Below are 15,557 nucleotides of genomic sequence, written 5' to 3' on the forward strand. Positions count from 1 at the left end.
TCTCTTGGCCACCTGCTGAGCGGAGTCTCCTATAGCCTGGAGAGCATGGACTTGATAATCGACAGGAAGCCGCCAGGCGCCTGCGCAGGCTCTGTTTGCCTCGTGGCCTCGCGATACGCGGCCATCAACGAGGCGTCGCGGGAGAGCATGCGGACCACGCACATGTTCGCATCAGGCGTCGGCTTTTCGAGACGGTAGCTGTGTCGATCCCGGAGATAGGCAGCAGCTGCTGCGCTTCGCGATCTGCCTGCTTGGCAGTTGATCACGACGAATGCGCGCTGCTGCGCCAGAGTATTTAGGCGGTCCCGCAGCGCGTCAGCCTTGGGCATCAGCAGGTAGTCCCGAAAGGTGCGTTCGAAATTGCTGCCGTACAGCGCGATGGTCTCCTCATCGAAGCCTGCGTCGATGAAGTGGTGGTAGCTGACGCTCTCCCATTCGGTTTCGTCGATCACCGCCAGGTCTTCGGGCCCATCGGAGATAGACACCAGGTGGCCGCCGGCCGCCGGCCGGAACCGTTCTGCATCGGCTCGGGAGAGGAATAGGCATAGTGGTTCTGGAGCTGTCATGTGACCTCGACATTAGGGTAGAAGGCGGACGTCGGCGCCGAAGTCGGCGGCAATATGCAGGTTGCCAGGTCCTACCGGGACGCAATCTCGAACTCGATCCCTCTGATGGGCGGCGACGCCTGTTCCACCACTCATGATGTGTGGAAAGCGCGTCGCGCGAGTTCACCCCCTTTTGGGGTGCGAATGAGCTCACAGCCACATGCGCGAAGCCTGGAAGATCTAGGGAAGGGTTACGCGCCAGCAGCAAGCGCGAGCTCAGCGACTGGCTCATGGTGGGCACAGCGCATTCGTAGGCACCCAGCGACACCGCATGGCCCGCTGAGGATGTCTGCACGGGAGAATGAGATGAAAGCGATTAGCCGTTTGTTTTGGAGTTTGGTAGCTGGCTCCTTCCTGGGGGCCGGTATTGCGTTTTTCAGCGTGCTGATCGGCAAGGGCGGGGAGGAGCTTGGCTTCAGCGCCTGGACGTTCTGGTACTACACGATCTGCATGGGACTGTGTGTAGGCTTGCTGGTCGGCTTCGATACCGTCCGTAAGCACGCCGCTTGGATGCTGGCATTCGTCATCGCAATCGGGCTCGTCATGAGCGTCGGGTTCGTGGGCATGATGGATGTGCACGCCACCGGCGATATGGTCGAGCGGATGCAACAGCAGCTAGAGGCTATGGCGCAGTTGATGGCTCAGGTGGTGATGTATGTGGCACCGGGCGGGGTGGCACTGGCCTACGGTCTGGTCGCTTACGACACGGTGCGGTCGCAAGCAGGGCGCCGGTTGGCAGCGCGTTGACTGGCGCATTCATGCGGCTGAGGCCCAGCGACGCGTAGGCCTATCCGCTCAGGTGCGGCGCCCGCCTTCTACCGCGGCGCCAACTGATCGACGCTTCTAAACGCATCTTGCATCAGCAGCGCCTTCACCGCACGGGTGCGGCGGGTCTGCAGCAAGTGAGGGGTGCCACGCAGCATCTCCACTGCGCCGGCGATCTGCCTGGTGCGAGATCTCAGCCAATTGGCGTCAGAGCTGATCGTGGCCCCAGCGTTGCAGGTCAGCAGGGCCTCGACCTTGTCTCGTAGCTCGTCGGTCATCACCACCCGTCCCAGGATGTGGAAGTCGTTGTGCTCAAGCGTACGACAGTCGGCGGCGGTCATTGCGGCGAGGTTGGAAGGGATACCGGCGCAGAACGCCTTGGTACCCAGAAGGCCGATCACCTCCTGCAGCAGCTCGCCGGCTGATAGCGATCCAGCCTGCAGGGGAATGATCACCCTGGCGCCGGCGTCTATCCAGCTCCGTATGTCCCGAGCGTAGCGGTGCCAAAGGAGCAAGGTCGCCTGCTGATCGCCCACTACGTCTGGGGCAACGATGCTCAGGTTCTCCGGCCGCAGGGTCGTGGTGCACAAGGCGCGATAGAGCGTGAGAACCCTGGGCCAATCCATGGCCAGCTGCCGGCGGAAAGCCGTGAACGCGCCTGAGTCGACGAAGACCTTCCCACCCCTGTCCAGGTGATCAGGCAGGGCCCGTAGCTGCTGCCTGAGCGTCACTCGATCGGCGACGACCCCAATTGCTATCCCGACGTCGAGTGCGGCTTGCAGGTCGCTGTCGGCGGTGAAGCCGGAATGGAACGCGATATTCCAGGTGAAAGATGACGGCATGGTCGGCGACTCGCTAAGGAAAATGCCTACCCTGTCAGCCTTTTGAAATACGCAAGTCACAAGCGCACCGAGCGAGGCTCTAACCCCTCTAGCCCGGTATCTGGAGTGCGGACTTGCATTTTGAAAACTCGTGGGACCGTCGATCTACCCCAACAGAGGTAGTAGATATGACGAACCAGTGGTTTGAAGCGAATCGATTGGAGAGACGATGGCCAGCCATCCGGCGGGCGCTCACTCAGCGCGGAACCAATCTGACGCAGCTCGCGGATAGCAATCAGTTATCGAACCTGCGGACCGCCGCACGGCGCACCTTTCCTGCTGCAGAAGCGGTTATCGCCGAAGCGCTTCAGGTGACCGTGGAAGCGCTCTTCCCGGAGCGTTATGGCGTACCGTGGTCGGAGGCCGCACGGCAGGCCTTCGATGCACTGCTCGAACAGCTGAGCGGCGCCACAGCGGCACAGGCCGGTATGGAGGGCTTCGGCATGCATGTCGCCCAATGGGAGACGCGCCCGCAGCCTTTGCAGGAATGTCCTCGCACTGAGCCAGGCCGGCTTCGTTGGATCAAGGCAAGGCTGCAGCAGCGGCAGTTCGTCCTTGAGCACCTTACCCATCATGCCGGTGTGACGCGGAAGATCTTCGATAGCCTCGGCCGTTCACCACATGTCGGCCTGCAGGCGCTCATCGCGCGCTGCCTCGGCGTGTCACCCCGCGAGCTCTGGCCGGAGCGATACGGCCGCGATGGGCGAGCGCTCGGCACTGACACCCCTGATGGCGAGCATCAGGAACGCCAGGTTCCGGAAGCATCGCGCTTGAGTCTGGGCACCGGCCTTTGGCTCCCCCTGCGTGACATGGTCGGATTGCCCGGACTGCACGGACGCTTCAACGCGATACGCCGACGCGCGCAGGATGAGCGCTGGATCCTGCGTGTGCGGTTTGAGGTGACTGAGGTGCTGTTTACCTCACTGCCACCCGAAACCAAGGCTCACCTCCTGGACGTGCGCTCAGACCCTGACATCGCCTCCCGCGTAGAGATGACCTATGCGGCTGACCCGGTACCGCTTTCGTGCAGCGATCAGACAGCTGCGCCAGCGGCTAAGGTTGCGGCGGTTGAAGGCGGGGTACGCCTGGGATTGGTCGGCGAGTCTGGCCAGACGCTGGATGTGCGAATCTGCAGACGGGCTGTGCCGAGCTTCGCCATCGCGCTGCTGGGTCAAGGCAGGAACGGTACGTAGGGGCGGTGAATGAGCAGGGTTCGCTCCCGCTGCGGGAGTGAACTCGGCTCGAAACTGCAGTCCCTTTCGCCATGCTGGGCTTCTCCAAGGAGCTCTGTCCATGAACACAGATGCTGTATTCGCCGCGCTATCGCGCGCAGGTATCGACCCCTTTCCGTGGTGTCCGATTGAAAGCGAGCTATCCCCAAAGCAGATGCATCGCCGGCTACTACGGCTCAGTACTGCGCCCTATGCAGACGGCTATCTTGCAATCAGCGAAGTTGCTGATTTGGATGAACTCGCCTGCTCGCTAACTCAGCTTGGGATACCTGACGCTGTGGCTCTAGTCCAGCGCATGGCGAGGGGCTCGCTACGGCTGGATGAAGAGGTGGATTTTCTCGCGGCACACATGGAGCGAGTTCGATCCAAAGCGGAAGGTCTTTATCGCGTTGGCCATCTACGCTACGCCCATGTCAAAGGCCTAATCGCTGGCGAGTCGGACAGTCACGCCTACCAGGTACTCGAACTCATCAATGAGACGCTGGACAAGTCGAATCTGCGGCAGACCACGCCTAAGTGCGTCCGGACGCTGGCGGCTCTGGAAGTGGCGCACCGAGATAGCTTGGGCTGGAAGCGACATTTGCCCAGCCCGGCAACGCTCGCTCTGCTAGGAGCAATTTTTCTCGTCGATGCCGTTACCTCTTGCTGGACAGGGCGTCTTACCTACGGTCTACCGGTGGGCGCGGTGAGCCTGGTGCTCCTCGGGCTCGCCGCTGGCCAGAGAAAAAGCGCTGCGAAGGATAATGCTCTTCGCGCTGCTGCGCGTCAGGATCTAATGCGGACATCACAGCCGGTTGCTGGCGGAGAAGCCCGACCAAACCGCGGTGACAAGGCGTCCTGATGCAGATCATCTTCGGTATCGACGCGGCTGAGCAAAAGAAGAATCGTCAGGTCCCGGTCATGTGGGATAGCGAGAAATTGGTGAACGGCCACACCCTCTTGGTGGGGATGTCCGGCTCCGGCAAGACCTACACCTTGCGCAAGATGATCAGCCACATGCTGCAGTCCTGTGGCAGGCACATTCCGCGGATCCACATCTTCGACGTGCACGGCGATCTGTCGATTCCCGGGGCGTCGGAGGTTCGTTTTTCCGAGCGCACCAACTACGGCCTCAATCCGCTTCGCGTGAACCCCGATCCGCACTTCGGCGGTGTGCGAAAGCGCGTGCAGTCCTTTCTTGCCACCATGAATCGCAGCATGCGCCAGATGGGGCCTAAGCAGGAGGCTTGCCTGCGCAATGTGCTGAACGACGTCTACGCCCAGTACGGCTTCAGGCAGGAGGATCCAAGTACCTGGGTTGTGGAGGAAGGCGCCGCAGTGGTCATGACTGACGGCAACGACGATCGCTTGTTCATCGACGTGCCCAAGGGCGAGAAGGACGAGGCCAAGGCCCTGGGCGCGCGCTGGTCGGGCGCGCCGTTGTACAGCTGGTGGGTACCGCAGATCGAGTACCAGGGCGCCATCACCCGCTGGCCGCCGAAGCTCATGGGGCGGGCCCATCCTAGTATCCGCGACGCGCTGCGCATGGCGCAGAACATCCTGCAGCAGTCGTTTCTGGGCTCCGGCGCCGAGGCCGTCACCTACCTGGAGGTCGCCAACCGCGCCGCCCAGGGGCACCGCAAGAAGGTGATCCAGGCTCTGCGCAAAGGCCAAAGCCAGTTCGACGAAGAAGCGGAGAAGTCGGAGCTCGATAAGAGCAAACGCAAGGCCATCGACAGCTATACCGCCTACATCGATGCGATCACCACCGGCAAGGAGCTCGACAGCCTGATGCGCTACGACAGCACCGACGTGCTGAAGTCGGTGGTCGATCGGCTGCAGAACCTCGAGGCGATCGGCATCTTCAAATCGGGGATTCCGCCCTTCGACCCCACCAATCCGGTATGGCGCTACAACATCCACGCCCTGTCGATGGAGGAGCGCAAGCTGATCGTGCTCTTTCGGCTGGAGGAGCTGTTCCTGGCGGCTGTCGAGCGCGGCGAGCAAGACCACATCGTCGACGTCGTGATCCTGGATGAGGCCCACATCTACGCCGACGACGACCCCGAGAGCCCAATCAACCGCATCGCCAAGGAGGCGCGCAAATTCGGCCTGATGCTCGTGGCTGCCTCGCAAAGCCCAACGCATTTTCCGGAGGACTTCGTCGCATCCGTTGCGACCAAGATCGTCCTCGGCATCGATGAGATGTACTGGCGCCAGAGCGCCACCAAGCTTCGTTTGCGGGAGGATGCCCTGGCCTGGGTGACCCCGACGAAGACCATGTTGGTTCAGTTGAAGATGAAGGGGGAGACCCAGAATGACTGGTTCTGGTGCACGATTGCTTAAGGGGCTGCTGCTGGCCGTGATTGCCAGTTTGCCGCTGGCCGGAGCCGTTGCGGCCGAAACGCCGGACGAACTCCCCCTGCTCGACCGCCTGGAGGCCGTGGCCAACCCGATCGGCCGCGGCGCTGTGCTGCAGGACGCCCAGGGCTGCCTGTGGGGCGTACGGCCAGGCCCTAAGGTCCCGCAGCTTGTGGCCATCTCCGATGAGGCTGGCAACGCCTTATGCCGGAGTGCTGCGCCAGGTGCTGCACCGGGGGCTGAGCCGGAGCCGCAGGCGCGCCGCACGCCGCTGGTGAATTAAGCGCGCGATAAGCGATAAGGCCTTCTACTCCGCACTATTGGCGATGCCGTGTGGATTAGCTATCCCTTCATCGGATTAGCCGAACGAACGCCTCGCCGTCCGCATCTGGTGATGCATGCGTTTCCTCTAGCGGTGGCCTCGATGTGCCTGGTAGTGATTGCTGAAGATGAGCCGCTTCTTGTGGAGATGCTGACCGAGATCTTCGAGTCCGAAGGACTCGACGTCACTGCCTTCGCAACGGCGGACGATGCCTGGCGGCACCTGCAGACCGCGGCGCAAGCGCCGGATCTCTTGTTCACCGATGTGCGAATGCCCGGAGCCATGGATGGGTTGGCCCTGGCCAAGCAGGTGATGGCGCGCTGGCCAGCAACTTCGATCGTCGTATCGTCCGGCGATGTGTCAGCGACACCGGAGCTACCGAAGGCCTCGTTCCTTCCTAAGCCGTGGTCGTTCGGTCAGCTGACCACCCTGTGTCGCAACGTCCAGGCGCTCCACCAGCGCCCGGGCTAGCCTGCACGCTGAACAGCTTGGAGTCCTGCGGTACCCGGGCCGTGGAGGGTCGACAGCAGCTGCTTGACCGTCTGGCCGGGCTGCCGTGTGGCGCTTATCGCCGCGCGCCACCGCTGAAGAGGGTGGCCCAGGCTCTGACAGGCGCTCCACGCCCACGCCTGCTGCTGCAGATCGTCAAGATCAGGCCAATCCATATCGTGTCCGTCGGACGATTCGGCGTGCAGCCGCTTCGCCTGGGCGATCACGGCAAGCAGAAACTGGATGTGCTGCTCCGGAGAGAATGTCATGCCGGCGGGCCCTTATTTTTGCGGTGATGACGCCTACTACCGGGATGGCGGCCGAATTGAGAAGGTCTACAGTAGTACGACGACCTTAAGGAGGCGTTATGGCAGACCTTGAGTTTCTTCCCCACCAAGCGCGGCTGCGCTGGGTCGCGCTGATCGAGCAGATGGCCGTCATGGGCCTTGGCCACCTGGTTCGCCTCTACGGGCAGCTGGAAGGATACATCCTGGCCCTGCTCGATGTCGGCTCGATTACCGCGCCACAGCATCGACATCTCGCCCGCCTGGCCGGCGAGTGGTTTGCCCAGTGCCGGGCCGAGTACCTTAAGCGCAAGCAGAAGCCTCGGCGGCGGATAGCGGGCGCGGTGGGAGCTAGGATTGATGAAAGTCATAGGCGGCCAGAGCACGCCTGAGCTGAGCTACTTGGTGTGGCAGTAGAGAGCCGCCAAGGAGTGATCGAGCCAGTCCGGCGAGGCCGGTCGCTCGTTCAGCAAGTTCGGGTGCGAAGCTGCCAGGCTGGCGGCGTCGAGCTGCTGGGAGCTCGCCGCCCGATCCGCTGCCAGTGGGCAGCCGTCGACGGCGTTGCCACCGGAGAGCGATCGGCTCAGCGGGCCGGCGGAAAATGCGATGCTGATGGCGCTGCAAAAGCCGACGGCGAGGAGCGTCCCGCTCGTAGTGCCCTGGGTGATTCGCTGAAGAAGGTGCATGCTGCCGAGCTCCGGTTTGATCGACAGCAGCAGGGTAGCCAGGGCCAGTCTTCGAAAAGCCTGAGTTCGACCCATCGCCGGGCGTTCAAAGCTGCGATGAAGGCTGGAGCGCAGGGTTGATCCACAGGCCGTCGAACCCGCGAAAGAGCGCCGCTGCGCCCATCACGTGCTCGAGGATGTTCTCGACGCAGATCCAGCGTCGCCCGGCTTCTTCCGCCGCCCGCCCGACCATCATGCGGCCGGCGAACAGATCCACCACCAGGTCGTCCGCCTCGGTCAGCCACCGTATGAGGAAGTCTGCCAGGGCGAAGGGGAAGGGCGCGCTGTGCGCCGGTAGGCCGGATTCGATCAACGCCTTCCGGTGCTCACGGCTGCGTCTGCAGCTGTGGCCGATCTGCAGCACGTTTTTCGGTATGGCACCCTCTGTGGGCGCCGCGAAGCTACCCGGGCGCAGTCGGTAAGCGCCGTCGCCATAGGAGGTCTGCCGCGTCTCGCCCCCGGCCGCGATGAGCCTAGCTTGCCGATCGGAATGCGGAACCAAGACCCTCCGATTGTTCGCTTTGCATCGAAGCGGATCAGGCGAGAACCAGTAGCAAGGCTCCCAAGCAACGTTGAGCTGTTGCCGGCTGAGGCTCGCCCACTGGAGGGGGCCCGGTGCCTTGCTACGGTTCTCCCACACCAGGCGGTCCATCAGGTGCAGGCCAAGACGATCTTCCAGGGCGATGACGAGACGCTCCAGATACGTGGAACGCGCCGGCGATCGGTGAAGGAAGATGTCGTTGGACAGGTTCAGGACCAGGCTACCGGTGCTGGCAAGGTTGCCCAACAAGGGCTCGATCGTGCGACAGATGAAGTCGGTGAATTCGCTCGCCTTCGGATTACCGTATCCCCGTGGTTGCTGCAGAGGATAGGGCGGGGAGGTCAGTACGAGGTCGATGCGCTCTTCCAGACCCTGCAGCGCCTGGGGCGAGTGGCCAAACAGCGCCAGGCCCAGTGACGTGCTGAACCCTAGCAGCGTGACCTGCGGCGCCGCGCGATGCATCCCGCGCTTCGCCTCTTCGGTCAGTTGCCACACGCCTCGCTCGTGCGGAACGCGCTCGAGGATGCCGCAGGCCTTGAGGGTCTGCTGATGCCAGCGGATTTCGCGCGTGACGGGGCTGCGGGGCTGACCGGCCGCGCCGATTGGCTGCTTGGCGTGAACCTCCCGGTCCTGGAGCCCTGCGGCGGCGCCGACGAGCCGATAGAGCTCCGCGTTGGCCAGCGGCCGATCCGGGCAGTTCCGGAAGGCCGCTTCGACGAGAGGGAAGAGGTCGAGCTGTGGGGATTGGACCATGGTTAGGGTTGCTCAACGTTGAGTGATACGCCTCATCTTTCCAGGCGTACCGGAAATGCAAGGGCGTGGCCTAATCCAGGAGGCGCTCGAGGGCCGGCTGGTAGGCGAACGGCGCGAGCGATCCGCCGAGGTGAACTTCCTCGTCGGTCAGCGGACGATGGTGCGGCGCGGTCACGGTCGCAGCGAATGTCGGATCGGCCCTCAGGACCTCCAGTAATCCGTAGTAGAGGTAATGGAGCCGGGAGTGATCATCGTGGTCGTTGCGCCTGTGCGCGACGGTGATCAGCTGCGACAGCGCGAGTAGTGAGCACAGGTAGCTGGCAGCTTCGAGCGAAAGAGATTCTTCGACCTGGCCCAGGGTCGCCGTCACAAGCCCGTCCTCGACAGGCAGCACCAGGGCGAAAGCCCCGTTGAAGTAGCGGCGAAGCTGATAGGCGCCATTGCGGTACCCGGATCCCAGTACCTGGCGCATGTTGGTCAGCACCAGGTCCTCGAACGGTAGGCAGTAGCGACCGAGGAGGTTGTAGAGCTCCTGGGTGGTTGGCTCGCTGGTGACGACGAGCTGCAGCGCGTGATCATTTCTGTGCATAGCAGATTCCTCATTGAACCTGCTCAGCATCCACGAGCCGCGGTAAATGCAAACGGCCATTCATGCCGCTTGCGGGACCGGATCGAGAGGGGGCTGTTGACCCTGGGCGCCGGCTTGACTAGGTTGCCTTCCCTTTGGCCAGTTGCGGCGGACCGCCGAAGGAACCGGTGGCGCGATCGGCGCTCTGACGAGACAGGTTGCAATTGGCTGCGGATCGATAAGCTACCCATGACCCCGCGCGAGAAGCGCAGCACCTGGGTGGAAGAGAGGATATGGAAGCAGCAACGATGGAAGTGAGAGTGGCGTCCCATACGCCGCGGTGGTCGGATTGGCCGCGATGGATCAAGCAGGCTGTCCCGTTATTCGTGCAGGTGCTACCCGCCTTTGTCGCATTGACGCTGCTGGCAGCGTTCACCACGGTGAGCATTCTGCTCATCTTGGGTAAAGCGGCGTTCCACCTGGCCAGCCTGTGTTCGCCGTTGATTTTCCTGGTGCTGGCGCTCGCACTTCGGCGTGCAGGGATGCTCGGGGACCGCCCCGTCTTGGGCACGGCCATAGGTGCCGGGTCGCCTTGGCGTAATTTCTTTCGGGTAGCGGCGCCGCTCGCCCTGGTCATCGGCATTGCGCTGAATGCGCTGGCGGTCCTGGCGATGCTTGGCTCCGATATCGGCGCCTGGAAGCGCGGGGCGCTACCCCTCACCACCTTGCCGCTGGACCTCTTCAGCGCGGAGAAACGCCCGCTGCTTGTGATGCTCTACACCACCGCGGTGGAACAGCAGCTGAGCCTGATGCCGCTCTTCGTCATCATGGGCGGCCGGCTCGAGCCGTACCTGGTGGCTGCGGTCATGGCCGGTCGAGAGACATGGTCTTCCGCGCGGGCCGTTCAGGCGCAGCTCAGCAAATCGCAGAAGCTCGTGCTCGGCCCGATGCGGCTGCTGACGCTGTGCGGAGTGACCCTGCAGGCGACAGCGAGAGCGCTGGATGCCACCAGCAACTGGCTTGGTGTCGCGCTGCTCCTGGTAAGCATCGGTGGCTGGCTGTTCTACTGCTGCCTGATCGCCGTAGCCGCGCGGGACATCACCGACTCACACCCGCGATAGCACCTTTCTGCGTGCGAAAAAAAACCCGGCCATGAGCCGGGTTTTTGCTGCTCCGTATTCGCGGAACAGTGTTGGAGCCTGATGCGCCAGTCGCCTGGGCCCTGCAGTGCAGGGTGGAGGCGGGTTTGCCCGTTCCGACAGGAGATCCTGATCGGATGTAGCGAACCCTCGCACCATCTCTGCAACTGCAGCTGTTTTGTAGGTAAAGATCACCCGGGGCACCGTCTGCTGGCCCCACCGTCGCATAGCGAAAGATTCTTTCGCTATGCGACAGGACCTCTACCGAAGTAGAGCTCCCAGCACTTATGGCAGTGGCCGCCTTCTGGACGTATGAAACCGGGGCGCGTGGCAAACGATACGCACGCGACAATTCGGCCAAGGATCAGCTGAGTGATCGGCAACCGAGCTGGATGAAAGATTCTTACAGCGGGTCAGATGGCCCAGGAGAGCCAAACGAGGGGGAGGGTGCTGCGAAGCAGCTGGTGAAGCATCCAAGCCACAGGGGTTGGATCAAGAGCGCCGATAATGACAGCGCCGGCGGTGCCGCACAAGGCCCGCCGGCGTCGGTCCGCGTGATTACTCGCTCTGGAGCCAGCTTTCGACGGTATCGGCACCGTGCTCGGACTTCCAGGCTTTCAGAAGCTTGTGGTTGCCACCCTTAGTTTCGATGACTTCACCGGTTTCGGGGTGCTTATAGCGCTTGAGCGTACGCGCCCGGCGCTGCTGCGGGGCTGCGCCCGAGTTGCTCTTGGACTTGCTGGCAGCGGCAGAGCCGGCGTTGGGGTCCAGAATTGCAATGACGTCGCGCAGCGACTTGTTATGCTCGCCGAGCAGCGCTCGCAGTTTCTTCTCGAAATCGAGTTCTTTCTGCAGACGTTCGTCGGTATTCAGCTGTTCAAGGCGCTGCTGCAATTCCGCAATAGCGGCTTCGGTCTGGCGGTATTCTTGGATCAGGGACATCGTGATCTCCTCAAGATTAGGCTGTGGCTGCCGTTATAGCCTTTTCACATAGTTATGACTAGAGCAAATCATAATTAAATTTGTTTTAAGGCGTTGAAACCAAGGCCACTGCCTATGACGGGTGAAGATTGGGGTTGCGTTCCTGGAAAAGCGTGATTTCATGCTTAACACCAACACAGGAGTATCGGTATGAAGACTGTTCGGCTGGCCGCGATTGCGGTCGTAGTAGCCTCTGCAACTGGCTGTGCGACCCAAGGCCAAGATTTGAAGCCTGTTGCGGCCTCGGAGCTTACTACTCCGGTGTTTAGACCTTGGAAAACAGAAAACCCTACGCTCAAAATTGCGAACGAAAAGCCCTTGCAGTTCGCCCCTAACGCGACTGCCGCGGATAAGCTCTTTGCCGTACTTGGGATGCCGAGTTTCGCTCAGATTGGGCCGGGTGGAGTACGCAATGCTTATCTACAGCAAGCATCGCCTGATCAAGTCAAGCAAGCCATCAGTGCAACGGCACGGCCCAGTGCGGGCTATAACAACGATGGTTCGATGATCGCGTTCAATGCCATCGGTGGTGGAGTGGGCGCTGCTGGCTTGGCGCTCACAGTCCTCGGCGATAACGGCTTCGATCCGCGAACCAAAATGGGCTTTATGTTCTGCTTCGAGAAAAAAAGCGAAACCAGTACTCTCGAGCAGGCCGGGGTCCGATGCGCTTCAAAGTTGAATGACGTAGTCAACGCTACGTTGCAACCCACCGTCCGCGTGCAAAAGCTCGAGTTTGCTCAAGTACGAGATGGCTTTGTCAAAACTCCGACCGGCAGCAAGCTCGGCGAAATCTTCATCGGAACGAAGGGAGGCTATCTCGTCGACGGCTATGCGCCGGTGGACCGGGGCGGCTATCCCGCGCACTTGGTAGCCATACCATTTTACTCCGAAGTGGGTAGCGGCGTGGGTAAGATGATTGGTGCAAATCTTGGTGAGGTAAACGCTGCAGACTTCGCCGCCGCACTGCGCGAGCATTTGCCCAACGATATGGCCTTCTATCTGCCTGATGGGACGAACCCCGCCGCCGCCTACTAATGCGAAGCAAGCGGCTTCGTTTTATTAGGGGCCGCTGATCGCAAGCCTGAACACAGCAGGCTAAAGAGCCTATTGCTATGCAACAGGAAACAGCTAGGAGTTGTGCGATGCATCTTCGCCAACATCTCAATACTTTTTTTCTACTGAAAAAAGAAGTGCGCGCTCTAGCGGCCCGGCATCAGTCTGTGCACCAGGCTTTGCGCCAGATCGAGCGTGAGCTCAATATGCTCGATGCTCAAGGGCAGGGAAAGGGGCTGTCGCAGGCCACGATTTTTCGGTACCGAGAATTACAAACTCGGCAGTGGCGTGAGTCTGAGCGGTTGTCGAGCATAACGTCGGCTTTAGCCGCTTTCGGCCAGCAATTCGTCTGCCTATTTGCTGTTCTGGATGGCCAGCTACTGGCCTCCGACCGACTAGCCGTTTTAGGGGGAAGAGCTCAAGCGTTCGGTACTCAGTCGTGGAGCGAAGCCCCGCTGGAAGTCATGGTGCTTCGATATCATGTCGAAACAGCCTCGGGATACCTAGGATCTGGTCCATTGGCCATTGCGCTGCAAGCCTACCGTGGGCTGCTCGGCCATTCCGGTCAGCGCAGGGGCGCGGTCCAACCGCGTGCACTTCGCATGTCGCGTCCGACGCAGTGCAGTGAGTGGACGCGTCGAAAAAACCGTCGCTAGAGCGTTATTTGGGGTTCGCGCCCATTTGTGGGTGGAATGGAGCTCGCCGAGCGAGGCGGATTTTTTAGGGTAGACGGCAAATCACATAGCCGGGTCGCCCATGAAAACCTCACTTAGAAACCACCTCATCACCCTTGCGTCTGCCGTTGCCGTATCTCAGCTCGTAACCCTTGGGGTGTTTTGGACCAGCGGGCAAGCCTACCTAGACCGCAAGATCACGGCCGGCATCGAGACGGGTGTGTTCGCCAAGGAGCGAGCCGAGAAGCAAGCTTGGGTCGACGCACAATTTGCTCGCTACGGGCGGGCGGCGGACCAGGTGCCAAACGACGCGCGAGTCTATGGCGACCTCAAGGCCCGCTTCACGCTTGCCGAATTCTCCGACCTGGAGTGTCCCTTCTGTAAGCGGCTGCACCCGAGCCTCAAGGAGATCGTGGACAAGTCCAATGGCGCGGTGAACTGGCAGTGGCGCCATATGCCGCTGGGCTTCCATAACCCTGCTGCAACCGATGAGGCGATCGCGACCGAATGCTACGCGGAGCAGAAGGGAAATCGTGGCTTCTGGGTGATCCTCGATCAGATTTTCGAAGAGTCGGCCGGCAATGGCGGCGGTGTGAAGGATCTGCCCGGGCTAGTGTCGCGCCTCGGTGCTGACATGAAGGTCTTCAATCAGTGCATCAGCAGCGGCAAGGTGAAGGACCGTATTGCAGATCACATCCGCATGGGCGAAAAGATCGGTGCTACCGGTACGCCGGCCACCATCGTCATCGACAACCTGACGGGCGAGAAAGAGTTCGTTTCCGGCGCCCAGCCGATCAGCGCCTTCGTGACGATCATGAAACGGATGCTGGCAGCTGAACAGGCAGCGGCGAAGGCTGAAGCGGACAAGGCGCAGGGGAAGCCCCAGGACCAGGGCGATGAGGTTTCGCGCAAGATCCTCGGCTTCGGCTCGGCAGCCGATTCCGCGCAGCCAGCGAAGTAGGTCGCAGATGCCCTCCTGCCCGCCTGACACGAAGCACTCGAGATTGACTCGAGCATGACGCCCGGGGTGATGACCAGGGCGCCTTTGCAGGCGCCCTGGTCATCACCGGCTAAAAGCGCAGGAACGCGACCCGTTGTGTTGGGGCGTGCGTTGCCGCGTCGGGCCGCTGGCCGGTAGACGCGCGCTCACCCTGCGCCGCCAGGCCAGCAAACCGATGCCCAGGTGGGTTGTGCAGAAAGCGACGGGGGGACGGGTCCTGGCCGGTGCCTCTAAACCACGGTGCTAAATGGAGTGTTGGCCAGCTACTCGATCGCCAGCATCTGATGCTCGAGCGCCCGCCGACGGCTTCGCTCGTAATCCCGCATGATCCCCAAGATGACGGAGTTGATGGCCAGCTGATGCTTTGCTCGCGTCGCAGCGACATACAGCAGATTGAGTTCATCACGGCGCGCATCCGGCGGGAGCTCAGGATCCAGGGGATCGGGGAAGTCTTCGCCCAGGTAGACATGCTTCCACTCGAGACCCTTCGAGCGGTGCGCAGTCGATAGGATGACGTCGGCGTCCTTTTCATCCTTCTGTGTCAGCGTCCGCAGGCGCGCCAGTCGCTTCTCGATGTCTGGGAAGAGACCCACCACCTTGATGAGCCTCGCCATCTCGCGGTCCTTGCTCTCCTTGGCCATGGTCAGATACGAGGTCCAGTCAGGGAAGTCCTTCAGCAGACGCTTCGACCTGACCTTGTCGGTCTTTCCCTGGCTGAACCAGACCAGATCCTCCAAGTCGCCAATCTGGTACGCCTCGATGCCGCCGACCCAGTAGAGGGTTCTGCCCTGTGGGGCGAACTCCAGCGCCGTCATGATGACTCCGGAGACCGTCCGACAGAGATACGCGGCCCCTCGAACGCCCTCGTCGAGCTGCGTTTTGATCTGCGTAGGCTGGCCAGCGCCGACGATCTTCAGCTGCTCGCCCTTGTAGCTCAGGATGATGTTGGCCACGGTGGCCACCGCCGGCCCGAAGCGGAAGGATTTGGTCAAATAGAGATCGACGGAGTCATCGAGATCCGGATCGGACAAGGCGTTGTCGGCGCCGCGGAACGCATAGAGCGACTGGTGAGGATCTCTGAACCGCCCCGGGTTTCGTGGAGGCTCCAATCTTTGAGAGAATGGAGCCATGAAGAAGTTACCGAAGTATTCCCCTGAAGTCCGTGAACGCGCTGTCCGTATGGTACAGGAGCACCGTGGCGAGTA

19 protein-coding genes are annotated in these 15,557 nt (G+C 61.7%); 11 read left to right on the top strand and 8 right to left on the bottom strand.

Annotation, left to right across the window (positions count from 1 at the left end):
• Positions 1-29: 29 nt before the first annotated feature.
• Entirely contained in the window at positions 30-485 is a 456-nt protein-coding gene (locus QMX82_RS08010) for a hypothetical protein (RefSeq protein WP_156522267.1), read from the bottom strand.
• A 426-nt stretch (positions 486-911) separates the two neighbouring features.
• Between QMX82_RS08010 and QMX82_RS08015 the strand changes: the two genes are divergently transcribed.
• Positions 912-1,352: a hypothetical protein gene (locus QMX82_RS08015; RefSeq protein WP_064306930.1), complete on the top strand. Its 441-nt coding sequence runs from the start codon at positions 912-914 to the stop codon at positions 1,350-1,352.
• Positions 1,353-1,420: 68 nt separating this feature from the next.
• Here the strand turns inward: QMX82_RS08015 and QMX82_RS08020 are convergent, their stop codons facing one another.
• Positions 1,421-2,212, bottom strand: coding sequence for a hypothetical protein (locus tag QMX82_RS08020; RefSeq protein ID WP_064306931.1), 792 nt, complete (start codon positions 2,210-2,212; stop codon positions 1,421-1,423).
• A gap of 167 nt (positions 2,213-2,379) precedes the next feature.
• Between QMX82_RS08020 and QMX82_RS08025 the strand changes: the two genes are divergently transcribed.
• The 5 genes from QMX82_RS08025 to QMX82_RS08045 all read left to right on the top strand — a co-directional run bounded on the left by QMX82_RS08025 (position 2,380) and on the right by QMX82_RS08045 (position 6,616).
• A complete protein-coding gene (locus QMX82_RS08025) occupies positions 2,380-3,444 on the top strand; it encodes a helix-turn-helix domain-containing protein (protein ID WP_064306932.1) in 1,065 nt (354 codons plus the stop codon).
• A 100-nt stretch (positions 3,445-3,544) separates the two neighbouring features.
• The gene (locus QMX82_RS08030; RefSeq protein ID WP_064306933.1) at positions 3,545-4,324 is read left to right on the top strand and encodes a hypothetical protein; all 780 of its coding nucleotides are present in this window, start codon (positions 3,545-3,547) and stop codon (positions 4,322-4,324) included.
• On the top strand, positions 4,324-5,808 hold the full coding sequence (locus QMX82_RS08035) for an ATP-binding protein (RefSeq protein WP_064306934.1): 1,485 nt from the start codon (positions 4,324-4,326) through the stop codon (positions 5,806-5,808). The genes QMX82_RS08030 and QMX82_RS08035 overlap by 1 nt, the downstream gene beginning before the upstream one ends.
• A complete protein-coding gene (locus QMX82_RS08040) occupies positions 5,780-6,106 on the top strand; it encodes a hypothetical protein (RefSeq protein ID WP_156522269.1) in 327 nt (108 codons plus the stop codon). The genes QMX82_RS08035 and QMX82_RS08040 overlap by 29 nt, the downstream gene beginning before the upstream one ends.
• Positions 6,107-6,247: 141 nt before the next feature.
• Positions 6,248-6,616 (top strand): response regulator, encoded by a 369-nt coding sequence (locus tag QMX82_RS08045; protein ID WP_231893018.1) that lies wholly within the window; start codon positions 6,248-6,250, stop codon positions 6,614-6,616.
• Here the strand turns inward: QMX82_RS08045 and QMX82_RS08050 are convergent.
• On the bottom strand, positions 6,613-6,903 hold the full coding sequence (locus QMX82_RS08050) for a hypothetical protein (RefSeq protein WP_064306936.1): 291 nt from the start codon (positions 6,901-6,903) through the stop codon (positions 6,613-6,615). The genes QMX82_RS08045 and QMX82_RS08050 overlap by 4 nt on opposite strands.
• Positions 6,904-7,001: 98 nt before the next feature.
• On the opposite strand from QMX82_RS08050, the gene QMX82_RS08055 reads away from it, so the two are divergent.
• Positions 7,002-7,310, top strand: a complete 309-nt coding sequence (locus tag QMX82_RS08055; RefSeq protein WP_064306937.1) for a hypothetical protein — start codon at positions 7,002-7,004, stop codon at positions 7,308-7,310.
• Between the two features lie 6 nt (positions 7,311-7,316).
• On the opposite strand, the gene QMX82_RS08060 is transcribed toward QMX82_RS08055, so the two are convergent.
• The 3 genes from QMX82_RS08060 to QMX82_RS08070 form a co-directional block, all read right to left on the bottom strand.
• On the bottom strand, positions 7,317-7,604 hold the full coding sequence (locus tag QMX82_RS08060; RefSeq protein ID WP_064306938.1) for a hypothetical protein: 288 nt from the start codon (positions 7,602-7,604) through the stop codon (positions 7,317-7,319).
• An 85-nt stretch (positions 7,605-7,689) separates the two neighbouring features.
• Positions 7,690-8,937: a site-specific DNA-methyltransferase gene (locus tag QMX82_RS08065; protein WP_064306939.1), complete on the bottom strand. Its 1,248-nt coding sequence runs from the start codon at positions 8,935-8,937 to the stop codon at positions 7,690-7,692.
• A 70-nt stretch (positions 8,938-9,007) separates the two neighbouring features.
• A complete protein-coding gene (locus QMX82_RS08070; RefSeq protein ID WP_064306940.1) occupies positions 9,008-9,526 on the bottom strand; it encodes a hypothetical protein in 519 nt (172 codons plus the stop codon).
• Positions 9,527-9,798: 272 nt separating this feature from the next.
• Between QMX82_RS08070 and QMX82_RS08075 the strand changes: the two genes are divergently transcribed.
• A complete protein-coding gene (locus QMX82_RS08075; protein ID WP_064306941.1) occupies positions 9,799-10,626 on the top strand; it encodes a hypothetical protein in 828 nt (275 codons plus the stop codon).
• Between the two features lie 576 nt (positions 10,627-11,202).
• Here QMX82_RS08075 and QMX82_RS08080 read toward each other — a convergent pair.
• The gene (locus QMX82_RS08080; RefSeq protein WP_064306942.1) at positions 11,203-11,586 is read right to left on the bottom strand and encodes a histone-like nucleoid-structuring protein, MvaT/MvaU family; all 384 of its coding nucleotides are present in this window, start codon (positions 11,584-11,586) and stop codon (positions 11,203-11,205) included.
• Between the two features lie 189 nt (positions 11,587-11,775).
• On the opposite strand from QMX82_RS08080, the gene QMX82_RS08085 reads away from it, so the two are divergent.
• From QMX82_RS08085 to QMX82_RS08095, 3 genes are all read left to right on the top strand, one after another.
• Positions 11,776-12,660: a hypothetical protein gene (locus QMX82_RS08085; RefSeq protein ID WP_143008585.1), complete on the top strand. Its 885-nt coding sequence runs from the start codon at positions 11,776-11,778 to the stop codon at positions 12,658-12,660.
• 107 nt (positions 12,661-12,767) lie between these two features.
• Positions 12,768-13,334: a hypothetical protein gene (locus QMX82_RS08090; protein WP_143008586.1), complete on the top strand. Its 567-nt coding sequence runs from the start codon at positions 12,768-12,770 to the stop codon at positions 13,332-13,334.
• Positions 13,335-13,434: 100 nt separating this feature from the next.
• Entirely contained in the window at positions 13,435-14,313 is an 879-nt protein-coding gene (locus QMX82_RS08095; RefSeq protein WP_064306944.1) for a DsbA family protein, read from the top strand.
• A gap of 302 nt (positions 14,314-14,615) precedes the next feature.
• On the opposite strand, the gene QMX82_RS08100 is transcribed toward QMX82_RS08095, so the two are convergent.
• Positions 14,616-15,383 (bottom strand): ATP-binding domain-containing protein, encoded by a 768-nt coding sequence (locus tag QMX82_RS08100; RefSeq protein ID WP_282282153.1) that lies wholly within the window; start codon positions 15,381-15,383, stop codon positions 14,616-14,618.
• Positions 15,384-15,557 lie beyond the last annotated feature (174 nt).

The sequence above is a fragment of the Pseudomonas sp. PS02302 genome, from assembly GCF_029959585.1.
Lineage (GTDB): Bacteria > Pseudomonadota > Gammaproteobacteria > Pseudomonadales > Pseudomonadaceae > Chryseomonas > Chryseomonas aestiva.